Origin of the sequence: Funiculus sociatus GB2-C1 (assembly GCF_039962115.1) — a bacterium.
In the GTDB taxonomy this organism is placed as follows: domain Bacteria; phylum Cyanobacteriota; class Cyanobacteriia; order Cyanobacteriales; family FACHB-T130; genus Funiculus; species Funiculus sociatus.
Genome location: NZ_JAMPKJ010000007.1, coordinates 37373 through 55562 on the forward strand (window position 1 = coordinate 37373; position 18190 = coordinate 55562).

Annotated in this window: 10 protein-coding genes, 1 tRNA gene and 1 pseudogene; 4 read left to right on the forward strand and 8 right to left on the reverse strand. The window is 46.5% G+C overall.

Features of this window, described 5'->3' with window-relative positions; all coding sequences use genetic code 11:
- Window positions 1-14: 14 nt before the first annotated feature.
- The 3 genes from NDI42_RS05300 to NDI42_RS05310 form a co-directional block, all read right to left on the reverse strand.
- The gene (locus NDI42_RS05300) at window positions 15-1280 is read right to left on the reverse strand and encodes an S-layer homology domain-containing protein (RefSeq protein ID WP_190451819.1); all 1266 of its coding nucleotides are present in this window, start codon (window positions 1278-1280) and stop codon (window positions 15-17) included.
- Window positions 1281-1661: 381 nt separating this feature from the next.
- Window positions 1662-2084: a tellurite resistance TerB family protein gene (locus tag NDI42_RS05305; protein ID WP_190422569.1), complete on the reverse strand. Its 423-nt coding sequence runs from the start codon at window positions 2082-2084 to the stop codon at window positions 1662-1664.
- A gap of 82 nt (window positions 2085-2166) precedes the next feature.
- Window positions 2167-3687, reverse strand: coding sequence for a 16S rRNA (cytosine(967)-C(5))-methyltransferase (locus NDI42_RS05310; protein ID WP_242017501.1), 1521 nt, complete (start codon window positions 3685-3687; stop codon window positions 2167-2169).
- Window positions 3688-4666: 979 nt separating this feature from the next.
- On the opposite strand from NDI42_RS05310, the gene NDI42_RS05315 reads away from it, so the two are divergent.
- The gene (locus NDI42_RS05315) at window positions 4667-9781 is read left to right on the forward strand and encodes a CHAT domain-containing protein (protein WP_199310992.1); all 5115 of its coding nucleotides are present in this window, start codon (window positions 4667-4669) and stop codon (window positions 9779-9781) included.
- A 366-nt stretch (window positions 9782-10147) separates the two neighbouring features.
- Entirely contained in the window at window positions 10148-11254 is a 1107-nt protein-coding gene (locus tag NDI42_RS05320) for a GerMN domain-containing protein (protein WP_348231373.1), read from the forward strand.
- Between the two features lie 501 nt (window positions 11255-11755).
- Here the strand turns inward: NDI42_RS05320 and NDI42_RS05325 are convergent.
- A pseudogene (locus NDI42_RS05325) lies at window positions 11756-12391 on the reverse strand (PspA/IM30 family protein); the annotation flags it as partial.
- A 231-nt stretch (window positions 12392-12622) separates the two neighbouring features.
- Here NDI42_RS05325 and NDI42_RS05330 point away from each other — a divergent pair.
- Complete coding sequence (locus tag NDI42_RS05330; RefSeq protein ID WP_190451825.1) at window positions 12623-13819, forward strand: Coenzyme F420 hydrogenase/dehydrogenase, beta subunit C-terminal domain; 1197 nt, start codon at window positions 12623-12625, stop codon at window positions 13817-13819.
- Window positions 13820-13875: 56 nt separating this feature from the next.
- Here NDI42_RS05330 and NDI42_RS05335 read toward each other — a convergent pair whose 3' ends face one another.
- A complete protein-coding gene (locus NDI42_RS05335; RefSeq protein WP_190451938.1) occupies window positions 13876-15105 on the reverse strand; it encodes a methionine gamma-lyase family protein in 1230 nt (409 codons plus the stop codon).
- Between the two features lie 178 nt (window positions 15106-15283).
- Here NDI42_RS05335 and NDI42_RS05340 point away from each other — a divergent pair, with 178 nt between their 5' ends.
- Window positions 15284-16129 (forward strand): acyl-CoA desaturase, encoded by an 846-nt coding sequence (locus NDI42_RS05340; RefSeq protein WP_190422561.1) that lies wholly within the window; start codon window positions 15284-15286, stop codon window positions 16127-16129.
- A 39-nt stretch (window positions 16130-16168) separates the two neighbouring features.
- On the opposite strand, the gene NDI42_RS05345 is transcribed toward NDI42_RS05340, so the two are convergent.
- The 3 genes from NDI42_RS05345 to NDI42_RS05355 form a co-directional block, all read right to left on the reverse strand.
- Complete coding sequence (locus tag NDI42_RS05345) at window positions 16169-17425, reverse strand: glutamate-5-semialdehyde dehydrogenase (protein WP_190451827.1); 1257 nt, start codon at window positions 17423-17425, stop codon at window positions 16169-16171.
- Window positions 17426-17429: 4 nt separating this feature from the next.
- Window positions 17430-17846 (reverse strand): hypothetical protein, encoded by a 417-nt coding sequence (locus tag NDI42_RS05350; protein ID WP_190422557.1) that lies wholly within the window; start codon window positions 17844-17846, stop codon window positions 17430-17432.
- A gap of 260 nt (window positions 17847-18106) precedes the next feature.
- A tRNA-Gly gene (locus NDI42_RS05355) sits at window positions 18107-18178 on the reverse strand.
- Between the last annotated feature and the right edge of the window lie 12 nt (window positions 18179-18190).

An 18190-nucleotide genomic window follows, 5' to 3' on the forward strand; every position in this document is an offset into this window, starting at 1 on the left:
CCATTAGCCATTCATTACTGTCTAATCACCAAATCCTCGCGCAATCTCAGATTCAGATCAGTATCCGGGTCAATTGCAATCAAGCTAACTTTGTCCCGACCGAGGAACAAACCGATTAAACCACCGATACCAACACCGCCCAAAACTTCTTCGGTAGCGATCGCTTTGTCACCAGTCACCGCCGAAACCGCCGCCGCCGCCGCCGCACCCAAAGCAGCATCCTTCAGAATATTACTCAGACTGGCACCCTTAGTAACTTCTTGGGTTTTGGTAATTGCCTGAGAAATGGCATTTATCGGTAGCCTTTGATTATTCGGCAGAATCAGCTGCTGGGCAACAAACCGGGTGCCTCCTCTGTTAGGTGCAGGTTGCAATTCACCCACAACCTGACTGCCAGCAGGAATTAGCACAGCCCCTTCGGCGGTAGTAATATTAGCCGCCACCGTCAACGTCAGGGGCGCCCTTTCGTCAGGCGTCACCAGAATTTTTTCTTTATCGTACCTAACGGGAATGGTGGTTCCAGACGGAATAGCTAAAGTTGTGTTTACTGGAGGTGTGTCTGGTGTGCCATTAAGCGCCACAATATAGGGCGAATTAATCGCTGCCACTTGCCCAGAGCTAACCAAAGCTTGGTAGATGAAAGCTGCCACCTCAGCACGAGTAGCATTCCGAGTTGGATTCAGCGCTCTAACAGTAGGATAGTTCACCACGATGCTCTTTTCTGTAGCAGCAGCAATGCTGTTGCGAGCATAGTTAGAGATAGAAGAAGCATCGTTATAAAGTTGCAAACTGCTGGCTACATTACTGGTGCTGTAGTTCAAACCATTTGCCAAAGAAACCAGAACTTGTTCGCGAGGAATATTCTGTCCAGGGCGGAAGACATTACCGGGATAACCCGATAAAAATCCCATTGCGTAAGATTCCCGAATCGCGTTGTAAGCCCAGTAGTTTGATGCAACATCGCTAAAATTGACAGGGTTGCGGATATTAGCTTTATCAAAAGCTTTACGAACCATAGCCGCAAACTGAGCGCGAGTTACTGGATCGTTGGGGCGGAATGTACCATCAGGAAATCCTGCGATAACATCTCTTCTTGCCAGTTCTACAATAAAATCTCTTGCCCAATAGTTTGAAGATACATCGCTAAAACTGACAGTAGTTTGAGCAACAGCAGGTGCAGGTGTCATCATCGTTTGCACCATTGGTGCCACCGTGCCTGATGTCATTCCCAATAACATTAATAAAGCTGTTCCTGATTGTATGCGCTTGAAGTTAGACATTGTGAGCGTTCTCCGTTTTTCTCGTCCCTTTGTTTACTTTGACCTGCAATTCTCTAATAGGTTCCTAAAAATTTGATGTCAAATCATTTTTTTTTAGTTTTTGACAAAATAGGGAAATAGATACAGGTTCAGCGGAAAGTTGTACTCTCCCTAAGACTTAAAGACGCATGGGTGGTAAAATAGTTGCTTGTTGTAGAAAAACTCTTAATCCTCGTTTTCTGGTTGAGTAATATAGTTTGTTCCCTGGGGAGGCTCTTGCCTTCATTTTCTCGCTCCTCCCCCTGCGGACTGGAAGAGTATTACAAGAAAGGCACACCTATATATAGGTGTGCCTTCACTGACAAAATTCGGATAAAGAAATTCAACTTGAAGAGAGATTTACTACCCCTGAAGGTCAGCCCATCGACGGTAGAGTTTTTGAATCGCTTTCAGGACAGGGCTAGGAGTAGACTTCTGCGCTTCGCTGTTGGGATCTAGAAGCTGTAATCGAGTCAGGAGTTTAGCTTCCTCAATTGCCACCTCGCCATCGCTGTAAATTAAGGCGCTGATGGCTTCGATAAGGCGCTGGTAATCTTCCATGTTAGGGCGATCGCCTAAATAATCCTGAACCCAATTGTAGACCTCGCTGGGGCTTACAGATACGAGTTCGTACAATAACGGCTGAAGCTCTGGATCGTCAGCAATGCCTTTTTCCTTGGCTACTCGTTGGAGATATTGCCGTTCTTCTGGCTGTATTCTGCCATCAATCCAAGCCGCACCGATGAGAATCTTAACAAGCTGTTTAATACTGGAATTGGCGACCATAGGCTTTTCTCTACTTTCCCCTAACAGATTAATTCATCAAGCATCAACAGAATATCGCAACCACAACTACCATATAGGCTTATTAATGTTTCTGTTGTAGCCGAACCATAAAGAATCCATCCATTTGATGTCGGTGAGGCCAGACTTTGATCCACCCGGCGGGGGTACTAAAAGCTGAGAAAGGGGAATTGGGGCTGGGTGGCGAAATTCGCCATTCTTGGTGGCGTTCTAAAAAGGCGTAAATCACACCTTCATTTTCCAACGGATGCAGCGTGCAGGTTGCATAAACTAAAATTCCGCCAGGTTTTACCCAACTAGCTACTTGATCTAAGAGTTCCCCTTGAAGCTGCGAAAGTTCCCGAACTGTGTCTGGAGTTTGCCGCCAACGCGCATCGGCGTGGCGGTGCAGCGTACCGAGTCCTGAGCAGGGAGCATCTAATAAGACGCGATCGCCTGTGTTGATAAACTGAGTTAGGCTGCGGCTGTCGCCAACCTGAATTTGAATCGACTGCAAGCCTAACCGTTGGGCGTTTTCTTTGAGTTTTCGGAGGCGGGAAGCAGTCTTGTCGCACGCCCACACTGCCCCATTGTCTGCCATTAATTCTGCAATGTGAGTAGTTTTTCCTCCCGGTGCAGCGCAGGCATCGATTACCACTTCACCAGGTTGAGGATCTAATAGATAACTTACCAGTTGGGCGCTACTATCTTGCACCGTCCACCAACCCTCACTGAAACCGGGCAACTTTTCGATTTTGGATTTTGGATTGGGGGTTGGGGATTGGGGATTTTGGATTTTGGATTGGGGATTTTGGATTGGGGATTGGGAATTGGGAATTGGGGATTGGGGATTGGGAACCCTTGAAGATTCTTCACCCAGTCCCCAGCCCCCAGCCCCCAGTCCCGGTGTCCCCGCGTCCCCCCTTTCCTCCGCCTTTGTGTTGGTAAGTCTTAAAGCTTGCGGTAGATGGGGAACGCGAGTGACACCAACGCCAGCAGCTTGCATTGCTGCTTCTACTTCCTCTATTGAGGTGCAAAGGGTATTTATCCGGAGGTCAATTGTTGGGGTTTGGTTCAGCCATTGGCAGAGTTGTTCAGTCTCTGTCTTTCCCAACTCTTTTAACCAAGCTTCAATAATCCAGTCAGGATAGCTATGTAAAATTCCTAAGTGTTGAACTGGGTTTTCTGGCAGTTCCAAAGACGCGATCGCATTTGTCTCTACAAGACGGATATACTGTCGCAATAAACCATTAACAAAACGGGAAAGTCCAGAAAATCCGTTTTCTTTAGCTAGTTCTACGGTGGTATTGACAGCAGCCCAAGCGGGAATCTGGCTCAGATAAGCCAGTTGGTACAAGCCTAGATGTAAAATGCTGCGAAGGTCTGGAGGTTGTTGGTGAGATTTTTTTTTGCCTAATCGGTCGATGAGAAAGTCAAGCGATCGCACTCTTCTCACACTCCCATAAACTAATTCTGTCACCAACCGTCGATCGGGAGCGCTCAGATCGGCTTTTCGCAGCACTCGGTCAAGTGCCACATCAGCGAAAGCCCCTCGGTGAACGTCTCTCAGGGCGATAAATGCTATTTGGCGAGGATTTTGCTCCATTCAGTTTTTACCGACGTTTAGCGATCGCATTCTAATACTTCCATACTTTGGGAGAACTTTCTTGATGCTGACAACACTCATCAGCCAGATTCTTTGCTCCTCCCATATCCCTGATTGAGCTTTCTTGCTTAATTTATGTAAAAGTTAGTGCCTATTGGATTAATACGTTGGCATATCAATGGGTAGATAATAGATTTTAAAATTTTCCCCTACCTATCCCCAGAATTTTGCCCCACGGTAAGTCCAGACTAAATTAATCTTCCGTTCGCGTTATCTTTTTATTTAATACAAAAGAAACTTTTAATATGTTTAAAGTAACTTACTTATTGTTAACTTTATAAATTGTTTATGACTGTAGTGTTAGCTTAGAAAAAGCTAAACATCCTCTCGATCAGAGCGGAAGGAATTTTTTGCCTTGGGAAATCAGCAGATACCCCAGATGCCATTTAGAAAATTCTGAGGATGGTACGCGATCGCACTGTGCTAAGTAGGTGAGCGTAAATAAACAGGCGTAGTAGAGCGGGCTTTCCCCACCAGTCACTACATTTGTAAAGCAATACCTACTCTACCGCCAGAAGCTAAATCCTCTGCCCAAGACAGAGACACTAATTTAAAGATGATGATAATCTACTGATCGGCAAGGTTTGTAGATTGAGCCATCAGTAATTTTTACTCACTTAACATTATGTGGGTCAAGTCTACCCAACCCAAAATAGCCTTGAGTGCGTAAATTAATATAACAGTGCAACCGTAAACCTGAGTCTTACTTAAAAGAGTTTAAACAGGCTCAGAGTTAGGGGAAAAGAAGTGTAAGGAGGAAGGCAAAAAAGACATTTATCCAACGTTTGCAGGCTGCTGCCTACAAGTATCTGGAGTTAGTTTAGATCCACTCAGGCAGGCAGCAGTCAGGTTCACCACACTAGAACCGGACTTGCACCAAGTCGAGTTCTAGGAGATTCAGCAAAACATAAAAGAGCTTGTGAAATTAGGATTCAGAAGAACTAGCCAAATTTTAGGTATATTTTTAGTCGCAGCAGCAACAGGCGGCAAATACGTGCTGGCACAAACCATAGTTCCAGCATCTGACGGCACAGGAACGATTGTCAGTCCTTCGGGAACTTCTATATACAATATCACTGGCGGTCAGCTATCGGGAGACAAAGCGAATCTGTTTCACAGCTTCACCAAGTTTGGCATCGACCAAAACCAGATTGTCAACTTTCTCTCAAACCCATCCATCCAGAACATTTTTGGCAGGGTAGGAGGTGGAGAAGCCTCGGTTATTAACGGTATTATCCAGGTTACAGGCGGCAACTCCAACTTATTCTTGCTCAACCCAGCTGGCATCGTTTTTGGTGCAAACGCTATTCTTAATGTGCCTGCCTCTTTTACTGCCACCACCGCTACTGGTATCGGCTTTAATTCCGGTTGGTTTAATACAATGGGCGGCAATGATTATGCTGCTTTGGTAGGCAATCCTAATGCTTTTGTCTTCAACACCTCCCAGCCTGGAACCATTATCAACGAAGGTCAGCTGTCTGTAGGCACCAATCAAAATCTCACGTTGCTGGGCGGCACTGTGGTTAGTACAGGAGAGTTGCAAGCACCAGGCGGTAAAATCGTCGTTGCCGCTGTACCTGGTGAAAGCTTGGTTCGTATCTCTTTGGCGGGAAATCTGCTGAATTTGGAGGTGGGGGCTGGGGACAGGGGACTGGAGACTGGAAATCCTAATGCCTTATCTTTGCCCCAACTGCTTACGGGTTCTGGTGTGGGGAATGCCACGGGGTTGACACTGGACAACAATGGTCAAGTGCGACTGACAGGCTCTGGATTGTTGGTAGAAAATGGAGATGTAGCAATCAAGGGAGCGATCGCTACTCAAACAGCTACACTATCAGCAGCTAACAACCTGACTCTGGTGGAAAGCCAGCTGTTGACAACTGGCAACTTACAGTTGTTGGCTCAAAATACGGTGCGGGTGCGAGATAGTGTGGCGAATCCCTTTATCGCCCATGCTGGAGGCAATCTCTTCATCCAGGGCAATCAGAACATTGATATCCTAGCCCTAAATCATCTTTCACAAACACCTTTCGTTAGCGGCGGCGACCTGAATCTGGTTAGCGATGGCAATATCTCTGGGGATACTCACTTTGCCAGTGGCGGTAGTTTGTCGATGCTGAAATTGTCAGGTCAACCAGGAGACTTTGTTAGTCTCTATGACCCAATTATCAGCTCTAATGGTAATGTTTCTTTCGGAAATTATAGTGGTGTCGCTCTCAAGATTGAGGCTAAAGGTAGCATCCAGGGTGGCAATATTACGATTACAGGGCCAGACATTAACATACTTCCGGGTTCAGACCCAGATATTGCCCTTTTAACCGATCCGACTACAAATGGCGCATTGATTTTGCGGGCGGGCGTGGACGAATTAGCCAATCCTGTTAATATTTCTGCACCTTTCTCATCCCCCGCTACCGGCTTGTTGCCAGCAGGCAGTATTCAGGTTGGCAGAATCAACACGGGAACTAACATTAATGGTGTAAATGCTGGCCCTGTAATTGTGCAGGCTAAGGGCAATATTAATATTTTCAGAATTAGTGCTAGTTGGAATAGTTTAACAGGTTCAGGTAATGGCGGCAATATTAATTTAGATGCGGGGGGAGACATTACTATTAATGATAGTAATGTGTCAGTAAGTAGTAATGGAAATGGCGGCGATATCACTTTCAATGCTGCTGGCAGTATTTCATTTCTAGATGTTCTCTCTAGAGGTGAAAATGGTATTGGTGGCAATATTTCTATCACTGCTGGCAGCAACATTGAAAGCGATGACATTCAGACCAGAGGTGGTTTAAATGGTGGGAATATCACCATTACCAGCACTGGTGGCACGATTAATACTACTGCGAGAAATGCCGAAGGTAGCGTGGCCTCTTGTATTTCAAGTTCGGGTGTTTTTTGCGCTGCTGGCAGTACTGGTGATATTAGTCTCACGGCAGCTAATGGCATTATTTTAGGCGGTTCCAATGTGACTGGTTCCGATCAAACTGGCACTTTGAAGGGGAGGAATATCACCCTAACTAGCAATGAAATTGATTTTACGAGAGATAGACCGATTAGCGGGACTGGGGATATTACTATTCAACCGTTTACGCCAGACGGTGCGATCGCTATCGGTGGAATTGACAACACTACAACTGCTTTGGATCTGACTGCAACTGAGTTGGGTTTATTGCAAGATGGCTTTGCTTCGCTTACCATCGGCAGAATTGACGGTAGCGGGACGATTACCATCCCCAATAACATCATCTTCAGCGATCCGGTGAAGATTCAGTCTCCCAACGGCGCGATCGCTGTTAATGGCATAATTACTGGGACAGGGAACGCCTCAATTACCCTCAACAGTGCCTCCACAACCTTAAACGCTGGCATCGCTACAAGCGGTACTGACATCACTCTGGGCAATAATATCCAGCTTGTTACTGATGTCACCCTCGATTCTGGCGGTGGAAATATCACCTTCAACGGCAGTGTTGATGGAAATCAACGCTTAACATTAAACTCAGGCACAGGCACAACGACCTTTCTCGGTGCCGTCGGCAGTAACAATCCCCTAAATATCCTCAGCACCGACGCTCTGGGGAATACACAAATTAATGGAAATGTCAACGCAAGTCAGATAAATTTTCAGGACACTTTAGAGTTGCTATCTGACGCGACACTGACAGCTGCTGAGATTAATTTGGGGAACGCAGTCAGCGGTAGCGGCAGGAATTTGGGATTGCAACCTTTAACACCCAGTCAAAATTTAACGATCGCAGCGACAGGAACATCATTTGCAGATGGCTTCAACTCAATAACTATCGGACAAGCTGACGGATCAGGCGCGATCGCATTATCGGGTGACATCAGCTTCAACGATCCAGTGAGCATACGATCGCCACTTTTGTCAGGTTCCATCACCGCAACTGGAACGATTACGGGGTTAGGCGATGCCTCCATTACTCTACTGGCAAACCAGAACATCACCACAAACAACATCACCGCCAATGGGGGAATTAACCTTACCAGCCTTCAAGGATCTGTTAGCACCAGAAACCTGAATTCTTCAGGAGTGACTCAGGGTGGAGACATCAATATTATTGCTAGTAACACAATTACCACTGGTGCGATCGATAGCTCTAGTTTAGGGGATGGCGGTAACGTCACTTTAGATCCAACTGGCGATATCCAAGTCGTCTCCATTAACGCCCAAGGCGGCACCAATGGCACTGGCGGCAATGTAGACATTACCACAGAGAGATTTTTTCTGGCTACAGGCACCTTTACCGACCAAAATCAGGAAATAGCAAGCATTTCCACAGCCGGGGGGGTAAGGGGAGGAGACATTACAATTCGGCACGGTGGTGGTTTGCGAAACACTCCCTTTAATGTGGGTGATGCCACCAACAACGGGACAAGCGGTTCTCTGACGAGTGGAAATTATGCGATCGCGCCCAACCAATCGTTTCCCGGCAGCTACACTTTAGGCAATATTAAAATCATTACCGATTTCCCGCCGCCGGTATCGCGTCCCCCGATGATGCCGCCTGAATTGCCACCCCCTCCAATGGTGATGCCGCCTGTAGTGCTACCCCCTCCAATGGTGATGCCACCTGTAGTGCTACCCCCTCCGATTGCTATGCCACCTGTAGTGCCGCCCCCGGATGTTGTGATGCCACCTGTAGTGCCACCCCCGGATGTCTCGTTCCCAAGCCAAACAGCTTTAATTGATTCACAGCTTGAGTCGTTACAAATTTCCCCCAATAACGATCTGGACTCAGATTCGATTGACTTTCGGATTGGGGAGTTAGAACAGAACTTCACCCAGCAATTTCAGCAACATCTTAAACAACCAGCGATCACTCGCGGCCCCTCATCCCTGTCAGATATTCGCAACCAGCTGGGAAAAATCCATTCAGCAACAGGCATTAAACCAGCGATCATTTACGTCTTTTTTGTTCCTGCTGTCAAAGTATCCGTTGATTCAGAATTAATCAAAAATCCAAACTCTGAACTCAGAAGTCCAGAAGACGAACTGGAACTGGTTCTGGTGACTGCCAAAGGGAAAACCATTCGCAAGGTGACTGGTGTCAAGCGATCGCAAGCGCTCAAAGTCGCGCAACAATTTAGTAACAAAATCAAAAATGTTGCCAGCCAGCAGGGGTACCTCACCTCTTCCCAGCAACTCTATCAATGGCTGATAGCGCCCCTAGAGGCTGATTTACAAGCTGAAGACATCCAGAATCTGGTATTTATTTTAGATTCCGGTTTACGCTCCATGCCCCTAGCTGCTCTTCATGATGGCAAACAATTTTTGGTGGAAAAGTACAGCCTCAGCTTGATGCCCAGTCTCACCTTAACTGACACCCGCTACACAAACATCAAAAACTCCAAACTCCTAGCAATGGGTAGTTCAGAATTTTCTAATCAAAAGCCTTTACCAGCGGTACCAGTGGAGTTAGCTACGATTACGCAATTGTGGCAAGGTAAGTCATTTCTTAACGATGGCTTCACTCTAGAAAATCTTAAAAGCCAGCGTTCCAAGCAGCCTTTTGGTATTGTCCACCTGGCAACTCATGCCGAATTTCAGCCCGGAGACATCAGTAATTCTTATATCCAGTTGTGGAATCAACAACTACGCCTCGACCAACTGCGAACTTTGGGCTGGAATAACCCGCCCGTAGAATTATTGGTACTAAGTGCCTGTCGCACAGCATTGGGAGATGAAGAAGCTGAGTTGGGGTTTGCTGGATTGGCGGTACAAGCAGGCGTTAAGTCAGCGCTAGCAAGTCTCTGGTACATCAGCGACGAAGGGACATTAGGAGTGATGACCGAGTTTTATCAGCAGTTGAAGAAGTCACCTATCAAGGCAGAGGCTTTGCGGCAGGCACAAATCGCTATGCTTAAGGGGCAAATTCGCTTGCAGTCAGGATATTTATATAGCTCTAAACAAAGGGTGGAGCTCCCGGCTGAATTATCAAATTTAAGAAATACAACTTTTACTCATCCCTATTACTGGGCAGCATTTACTATGATTGGCAATCCTTGGTAAGACTAATCTGCAAGCAGCTCAAAGATAGGGGCTTGCAGTTGAGTCCAATACCGAACTAACAAGACCAGCCTTCCTTGTAGGGCGCAGGTAGGGACACGGCATTGCCGTGTCCCTACTTTTCCTTTAATCAATTTATGCCACTACATAAATTGTCCTCGACACCTCTTAAAAAAATAGTCGATTGGCAACTATCCCAAAGTCTCGCAACTATATAAAAATGTTTGTTTCTAAACAAAGTGCTTCTGCTATTGGAGCCGGAAACATTTAGTGGACTTCAAATGTCACTTTAAATATTGACACATAATTAGCTTACTTTTATGCTGAAGGCTTTTTAAGGTATAGAAGTAAAGCTTCCCAAGTTTCGGAATGAAAATCTTTATGCGCCAACCAACCTTACTTAATTTTTGTCTTTTCGTGGCATTTGTGGGAATTAGTGGCTGTGGTAGCCAAACAATAAATGCAATGTCGTCACAAAGACTATCACCCGTTGAATCATTAACTAACGCAACTATCTCGCAACAAACCAATCTAACTAAACAAGCAACTCCAGCCGTATCTGCCCAAGCTCCAGCAGCCGTCAAAAAGGTTAAAGTTTTTTTTCCTAAAAACATCCGAACCAGTCAAGATTTCACTTATGTTGAGCCAGTTTTGCGGACAACTTCAAGTGCCAGCGTTGCTCAGTTTGCTATTGAGCAATTAATCGCAGGGCCGACAAGTCAGGAAAAAGCTCGTGGTTTGAGTGATCCTATTGAATTCAAAGGCACTTCCAACTGTGGTAAAGATTTTACACTTTCTATCACGAATGGAACGGCCAAACTGAAATTTTGTAAATCGGTAATTTCAGGAGGCACTGGAGATGATGCTCGTCAAAAAAGCTCTATTAATAACACCCTTAAGCAATTTCCAACTATCAATTCAGTTATTATTCTGGATAGAAATGGCAACTGCTTAAGCGATCAAAGTGGCGAGAATACTTGCCTCAAGAAAGCCGAAAAACTGACAACTGAATCGGGACTATCGATTGACGGACTTGGGTCAGTTAAAATTAACATGACTGTTGCTCAGGCATCAAGCGTTGCTGGGACTCAAATAGTTCCATCCCGGCAAAATCCCAATCGCGTCTGTGACTATTACAAGCCAGCAAATGGGCCTGAGGGTGTTACTTTCATGGTCACGGAAGGCCGTATCGCTACGGTAGAAGTTGAAACCAATAAAATTACCACGGTTCATGGTATCAAAGTTGACGATACAGAAAGCACGATTAAGTCTGCTTATCCCGGACAAATTCAGGTAAGTCGCCTTCTCAACAGCGAAAAAGGTAAAGCCTGGGTCCTTCAACCAAGCAGCTTTGCTAACAAAGACTTCCGTCTCGTTTTTGTCTCTCCGAATGGCAAAACTGTATCGCGCATGATTGCTGGTAAAGTTCCAGAAGTTAATTATGCAGAAGGCTGTCTTGATGTTCGCCCTGTTTGATAGGGTTTTAGTGTAAATTTGTTAACCCAGCTATCAAAACTAGCTGGGTTTCGCGTTTTAGTGGAAAGTGGGAAAGCGATCGCGCTTTTTCCCATCTGCCCTCAATCATGAAGCAGGGTAAACGAGTCTATGTGCTATTAGACAGTCTGCTTGTTAAAGGTTATCTAGTTGCTTTTTTAGGTCTTCCAATTCGTTATCAACTGCTGAATTAGATTTAAAGGTAGTATTTGGGTTAGCTGGCGGTAGTTGTACTTGGGTTGTAAAAGAACCAGTTATCTGAGCTTTCAGCGCCTCCCATTCATCATCAACGTCGTTGCCATCCAGCATGGCAAATTGCTCTTCTAAATTATGGGAAACTAATTCCTGCGTGGGCTGGGAAAGAAAATCTTTAGTAGCCAGTTCCATCCTAGACTGGGAACGAACTTCCTGAAGCATATCTCTCACTTCTTCTAAAGCAGTGGAATTCAGTGTAAGGCTGTTCACAATAGCTGTCTGCTGAATTAGTAGTTGAGCTTTCATGGCTTTAAGCTCACCTTCAAGCTTCAGCAATCGAGTTTCGACAGAAGAAGGAGTTTGTTGAGTAACCACCTGAGAACGGGCTTCCAGTTCCAAAACTTTTTCTTCCATGCGCTCGAAGGCTCCCATCGCGCTGCTGGTTCCCAAGCGTCCCACAGTGTTTTGCAACTGCTCGTTGGCTTTAGCAGCTTGCGCCCGTGCCTTGAGCCTATCCTGTTGCTGTTTAGCTTCAGAAATTTTATTTTCCAGGGCAATCAAGTTGCGCTTGAGATTTTCTACCTGAGCCTTCTGCTGATCCAAAGTGGTTTTCAGGGTAGCAGCAGTTTCGGCGTGTGTCTTCTTGCGTACCAGCGCCTCTCTAGCAAGATTCTCATCGCCTTTTTGGATAGCCAGGTGAGCGCGTTGTTGCCAGTTGTTTGCTTCAGTTTGGGCTTGGTTGTATTGTTTCTGAGTCCGTTTTTGCGTCGCAATGGCTCTGGCAACTGCCTGACGCAACTGCACTAGCTCTTCCTGCATATCAATGATGGACTGCTCCAAAATTTTTTCTGGGTCTTCAGCCTTCCTAAGCGCTTCATTCAGATTTGCTCTGGCATTTAGGCTAATGCGCTCGAATAATCCCATGAGTTTCTTGCCTTTTAAGGAATATGAAAATTCACAAGCTCTGGTGTCCGCTCAGCTATCTATCGCAGTTACATCTGGGTAGTAGAACTTACTCAAAATTAAACTAAGTAAATTATTAATGCTTCGTAATAATTACTGAAGTTTTCATCATCTTTCTGGCTTTTTGTGTAAAAGTAAGCTTTGGGCTATCTTGCTCAGATAGATGTTTCTAGTTAATAAACTGCCCTTAATATGACTTCGGTGCGCCCTCACGATAAAGCCAAAGCCCTCAAAGCCTCTAGCCGTCGCCCTGCTAAAGAACTCTGTAGCGAGTGTGGACTGTGCGACACATACTATATTCACTATGTCAAGGAAGCGTGTGCATTTCTTAATCAGCAGATAGCGGAACTAGAAGAAGAAATCCACGGAAGAAGCCGCAATCTAGATAATCCCGATGATTGGTACTTTGGGGTTAGTCAAGAGATGATGGCGGCGCGGAAAACTGAGCCAATTGAGGGGGCGCAGTGGACGGGAATTGTCAGCACCATTGCCATTGAAATGCTCAATCGCGGCATGGTTGAGGGCGTCGTCTGCGTCCAGAATACTAAGGAAGACAGATTTCAGCCGATGCCGATAATTGCTCGGACGGCGGAGGAAATTCTGGCAGCGCGAGTGAATAAACCAACGCTGTCGCCTAATCTTTCGGTGTTGGAGCAAATCGAGCAATCTGGGATGAAGCGGCTATTGGTAATTGGCGTTGGTTGCCAAATCCAGGCATTACGAGCCGTTGAAAAAGAACTAGGTTTAGAAAAGCTCTATGTTTTGGGTACGCCCTGTGTCGATAATGTTAACCGCGCCGGGTTGCAAAAATTCTTGGAAACCACTAGCCGTTCCCCGGATACAGTTGTGCATTACGAGTTTATGCAAGATTTCCGGGTTCACTTTAAGCACGAAGATGGCTCTATGGAAATGGTGCCTTTCTTTGGATTGAAGACAAACCAGTTGAAGGACGTCTTTGCTCCTTCTTGCATGAGCTGTTTTGATTACGTCAATTCTTTGGCAGATTTAGTCGTAGGCTACATGGGCGCTCCCTTTGGCTGGCAGTGGATTGTGGTGCGGAATGATACTGGCAAAGAAATGCTGGATTTGGTGCAAGATCAGATAGACACGCAGCCAGTGATGTCCCACGGAAACCGCAAAGAAGCGGTACAACAAAGTATCCCCGCCTACGATAAAGGCGTTACTCTTCCCATGTGGGCGGCAAAGCTGATGGGAGTCGTTATTGAAAAAATTGGCCCCAAAGGTTTAGAGTATGCCCGTTTCTCGATTGATTCCCACTTCACCCGCAATTATTTGTACGTGAAGCGCAATCATCCGGAGAAGTTAGAGGCGCACGTACCCGAATATGCCAAGCGAATTGTCGGGCAGTATAAATTGCCGGAATCTTGAAGGTTTCGCACCAAGACGCAAAACTTTGCGCCTTTGCGTCTTGGCACGAAATTATTCTAAGCTGGGCCGATGGCTTCAATCGCGGATTCAAGAGCGATCGCTACATGGCTCCAATGGGTTCCCCCTTGACAAAACACCACATATGGTTCTCGCAGGGGGCCATCTGCGGAAAACTCTAAGGTGCTGCCCTCAATAAACGTACCCCCAGCCATGACTACCTGGCTCTCATAACCAGGCATTTCGTCTGGAACTGGTTCCAGATAGGAACCTATGGGTGAATGCTGTTGAATCGCCCGACAGAAGGCAATCAGCTTCTCTGGAGAACCGAGTTTGATTGCCTGAATCACATCGCGGCGGGGTGCCATTGGCAAAGGATTCACTGGGTAGCCTAGTTGATCAAACACGTAAGCTGTGAGGTGATTGCCTTTCATGGCTTCTCCTACCATTTGCGGGGCGAGGAACAATCCCTGGAATAGCAGGCGATTTTGATCGAAGGTGGCACCGCCAGCAGAGCCAATTCCGGGGGCTGTTAAGCGACAGGCGGCAGCCTCCACTAATTCTGCTCGTCCGGCAACGTAGCCGCCAGCTGTGACAATCGTACCACCGGGATTTTTAATTAAAGAGCCTGCCATTAGGTCAGCACCAACGGCGGTTGGTTCCCGATCTTCAATAAATTCTCCGTAACAGTTGTCAACAAAGCAGACGGTGTGGGGATTTTGTTGTTTGACTAAATAGACAATTTTTTCAATTTCGGCAATTGAGAGGCTGGAACGCCAAGAATAACCGCACGAACGCTGGATCGAAACCAGACGAGTGCGATCGCTTACGCCATGAGCTAACGCTTGCCAGTCTATTTTTCCTTCGCTAGTAAGAGCCAATTCTCGGTAATTTACGCCAAAATCAAGTAGAGAGCCTTGATTTTTGCCTCTTATTCCAATGACTTCTTCTAATGTGTCATACGGCGCACCCGCAACTGATAACATTTCATCTCCCGGACGGAGAACGCCAAACAAAGCGCAGGCGATCGCATGAGTACCAGAAACAAACTGCACCCGTACCGCAGCTGCTTCGGCTCCCACGGCGAGGGCAAACACTTTATCAAGCGTTTCTCGCCCTAGATCGTCGTGTCCGTAACCGCTGACACCCGCGAAATGATGCGCTCCCACCCGATGGTGACGAAAAGCTTCTAGCACTTTTTTGAGATTTTGCTTGACTGTCGCGTCGATTCCGGAAAAAATCGGAAGCAGTGCCTTTTCTGCTTCCTGTAGCTGTTGAAAGCTGTTCATCATCACCTGGAAAAAGAGATTTTCTATTTATATTAGATTTTGGAGCATTTTCCCCAAACCAAAATCTGCTTTCCCAGGCGTAAGGTCAAGGCTCTAGCCTTGCCTCTACTGGAAATCAAACCAAAATCCCAAATCTGGATAGCAGATGGGGCTGTAAAATTCGTTTTAAGGTTAGTGCATGACTGTTGCGACAACTAATGACCAAGAACAGGTAAGGGAAGCCTTACCCCTACGCCCTAAGTGGACTGTCATCATCTTTATGGCAGTGATTCACATAGCAGCGCTTTTTGCTTTACTGCCGAGTAATTTTAGCTGGGCAGCAGTAGGTGTGGCTGTCTTCCTTCACTGGGTGACTGGTGGACTAGGAATTACCCTCGGATTCCATCGTCTTGTGACTCACCGCAGTTTTCAAGTCCCTAAGTGGCTGGAATATTTTCTCATTTTCTGCGGTTCCCTAACCTGCCAAGGAGGGGTGATTGATTGGGTGGGCTTGCACCGGATGCACCATCTGCACTCGGATCAGGAACAAGATCCCCATGATTCCAATTTGGGCTTTTGGTGGAGTCACATGGCTTGCTGGTTGTATCACGTCCCAGCGGATAAGGAAATCCCTCGCTTTACCAAAGATATTGCTGATGACCCGGTTTATCAGTTTTTACAAAAGTATTTTTTCCCGATCCAAATTGCTTTGGGAGTTGTTCTCTACTTACTGGGTGGCTGGCCGTTTGTGGTTTGGGGCATTTTTGTCCGCCTAGTGGCAGTGTTTCACTGCACTTGGTTTGTCAACAGTGCAACGCATAAGTTTGGTTATCGCACTTACGATTCTAGCGATCGCTCTACTAATTGTTGGTGGGTGGCGTTACTCACCTACGGCGAAGGCTGGCACAACAACCACCACGCTTATCAATATTCTGCTCGTCACGGGATGAAATGGTGGGAAATTGACTTAACTTGGATGACGATTCAATTCCTGCAATCTTTAGGTCTTGCCTCTAAGGTAAAACTCGTCGGTAAAGAACAATAATGGCTAATGGCTAATGGTTGAATAATTAGCCATTAGCCATTAACTGTGTCCCTGCACAACGTGTTTAACCGTTGTAAATGTTTCCAAGCTAATTGGCCCTCTGCGGTGTCCTTTTTGGTTGGACATTCCCAGAAACAGGGAGTCTCCCCGTTTTGGGTTGCGGGAAAATCTTGGCGAAGAGTTCAGGTAAACAGAGGCACTATTTATCCCCAAGGCAAATTGGCGGCTTTCCTGGTAAGATTCGGAAACCAAGCAGTCAGCGTGACCACTGCTGTATTGATTAATCCAAATGATGGCGCTCTCAATACTATCCACCACTTTGAACGCCACCGTCTTGTTGAGATAAGCTTCACTCCATTCTGATTCTAGAGCTAGTTTCAGATCGGGAAACTTTGCTACCAGTTCCTCATCTCCCCTGAGTTGAAACCCTTTTTCCTTCAAGCTGTTCCAAAGCGTTGTCAGAGATGAGGGCTTGCAATGGGTATGAATCAGAACCTTCTCAATCGCATTCACCGGGTCAGGTTCACTCTGATGGCTGTCTATGATTACGTTCCGGATCGTGTCTAAGCTGCCACTAGGCGACCAGTATAAGTAGCAGTTGCCCATAGCAGATTTTAAGACTGGTGCGGTTGACATTTGCACCACTTTTTGCACTAAACTGGGGCGACCGTAGGGAATGACTAAATTCAAATATCGGTCTTGAGTCACTAAATCTCGGATGGAAGCACCTTGATCTGAAGGTAGTAACTCCAGACATCCCGGTGGCAAACCAGCTTGTTCTAAGCTAGTCTGTAAAACTTCGACAATGACTGCGTTTGAGTGACTGGCTTCGCTACCGCCTCTAAGAATCAAGCTGTTGCCAGTTTTCAGACACATCCCGGCTGCGATCGCACCCAGCGCCGGAAACGCTTCGTAAATTAAAGCTATCACCCCCAAGGGCATCAGCTGAGAGTAAGTCTGGGAATGTTCCAGCTGATAAGTCGCATTCATCACCCGCCGGATCGGGTCGGACAACTCGCCTAATTGTTGCAAAATTTGGATAGTGCTAGTAAGCCGTTCCGGTGTCAGCTTCAGCCAATCTAAAATCATTTCTGGTACCGCCATTTCCCGACTAGCTTCCAGATCCAGCGTGTTCGCTTCCAGAATATCGTCTAGGGATTTGGAGAGCGCCTTCGCCATTGCTCCCACAGCACGACTGCGGTCTACCCCCCTGGTGGTTGCTAATTCCAGGGAAGCTTCATAAGCGCGGCGAACGGCAGTAATCGGATCAGGTGCCAATCTAAAAATGTTAGTCATTGCGCTAACGACGGTGAGTCAGCCAGATCATCAGCGCTGGCAGCAGTAGCGCCAGCACGCTCACCATTGCAAATAGGACAATTATGATACTTTGTGGCGCTTGTGGTGAAATCTGAGCTAAGAAAAGCCCTGCAATCAGCACCACCACAATGATGCCTAAAGACATCGGTATGTAGCTGTCCCCCAGGCTGGGATGGGCGGTACTCCAGCGATGACCGCTCCACCGCCAACTTCGCTTGTAAGGATAGCTTGTGGAAAGTTGCTCAATTACATACCCATTTTCTTCTACTACGAAGATTTGCTGACAGCGATCGCAGCCAAATGCTTCTGTTAGTGTAATGGGTACGAGCCGCCCCCGCCTTCGGCACGGACACGGATAATCGATATTTAAGTCTATTTTCTGATCTTTCTGAGATGGCACAAGCGCTAATTAAACAAAAATTTTTAACACTTACCTAAAGTATGTTTGTGCAGCAGGTTCATCCAAGCGGTTGATTCCGTAGACACCTAGCAACCACCTTTGGAGGAAGGTTCTACTAAATTCGCTTTAAGTCACATACTACTTAGGCGAATTTTAGCACTGAGAACCTTGGTATAAACAGGTCACGGCTCGTAGATACTAAGATTTGCAGCTTTACTTCTAAACCTGCCACAGCTTCCGCTATTATTTTAACTATAAAAAGCGGGTAACGCGATTCGAACGCGCGACATTCACCTTGGCAAGGTGACGCTCTACCACTGAGCTATACCCGCAAAAATTTGCTC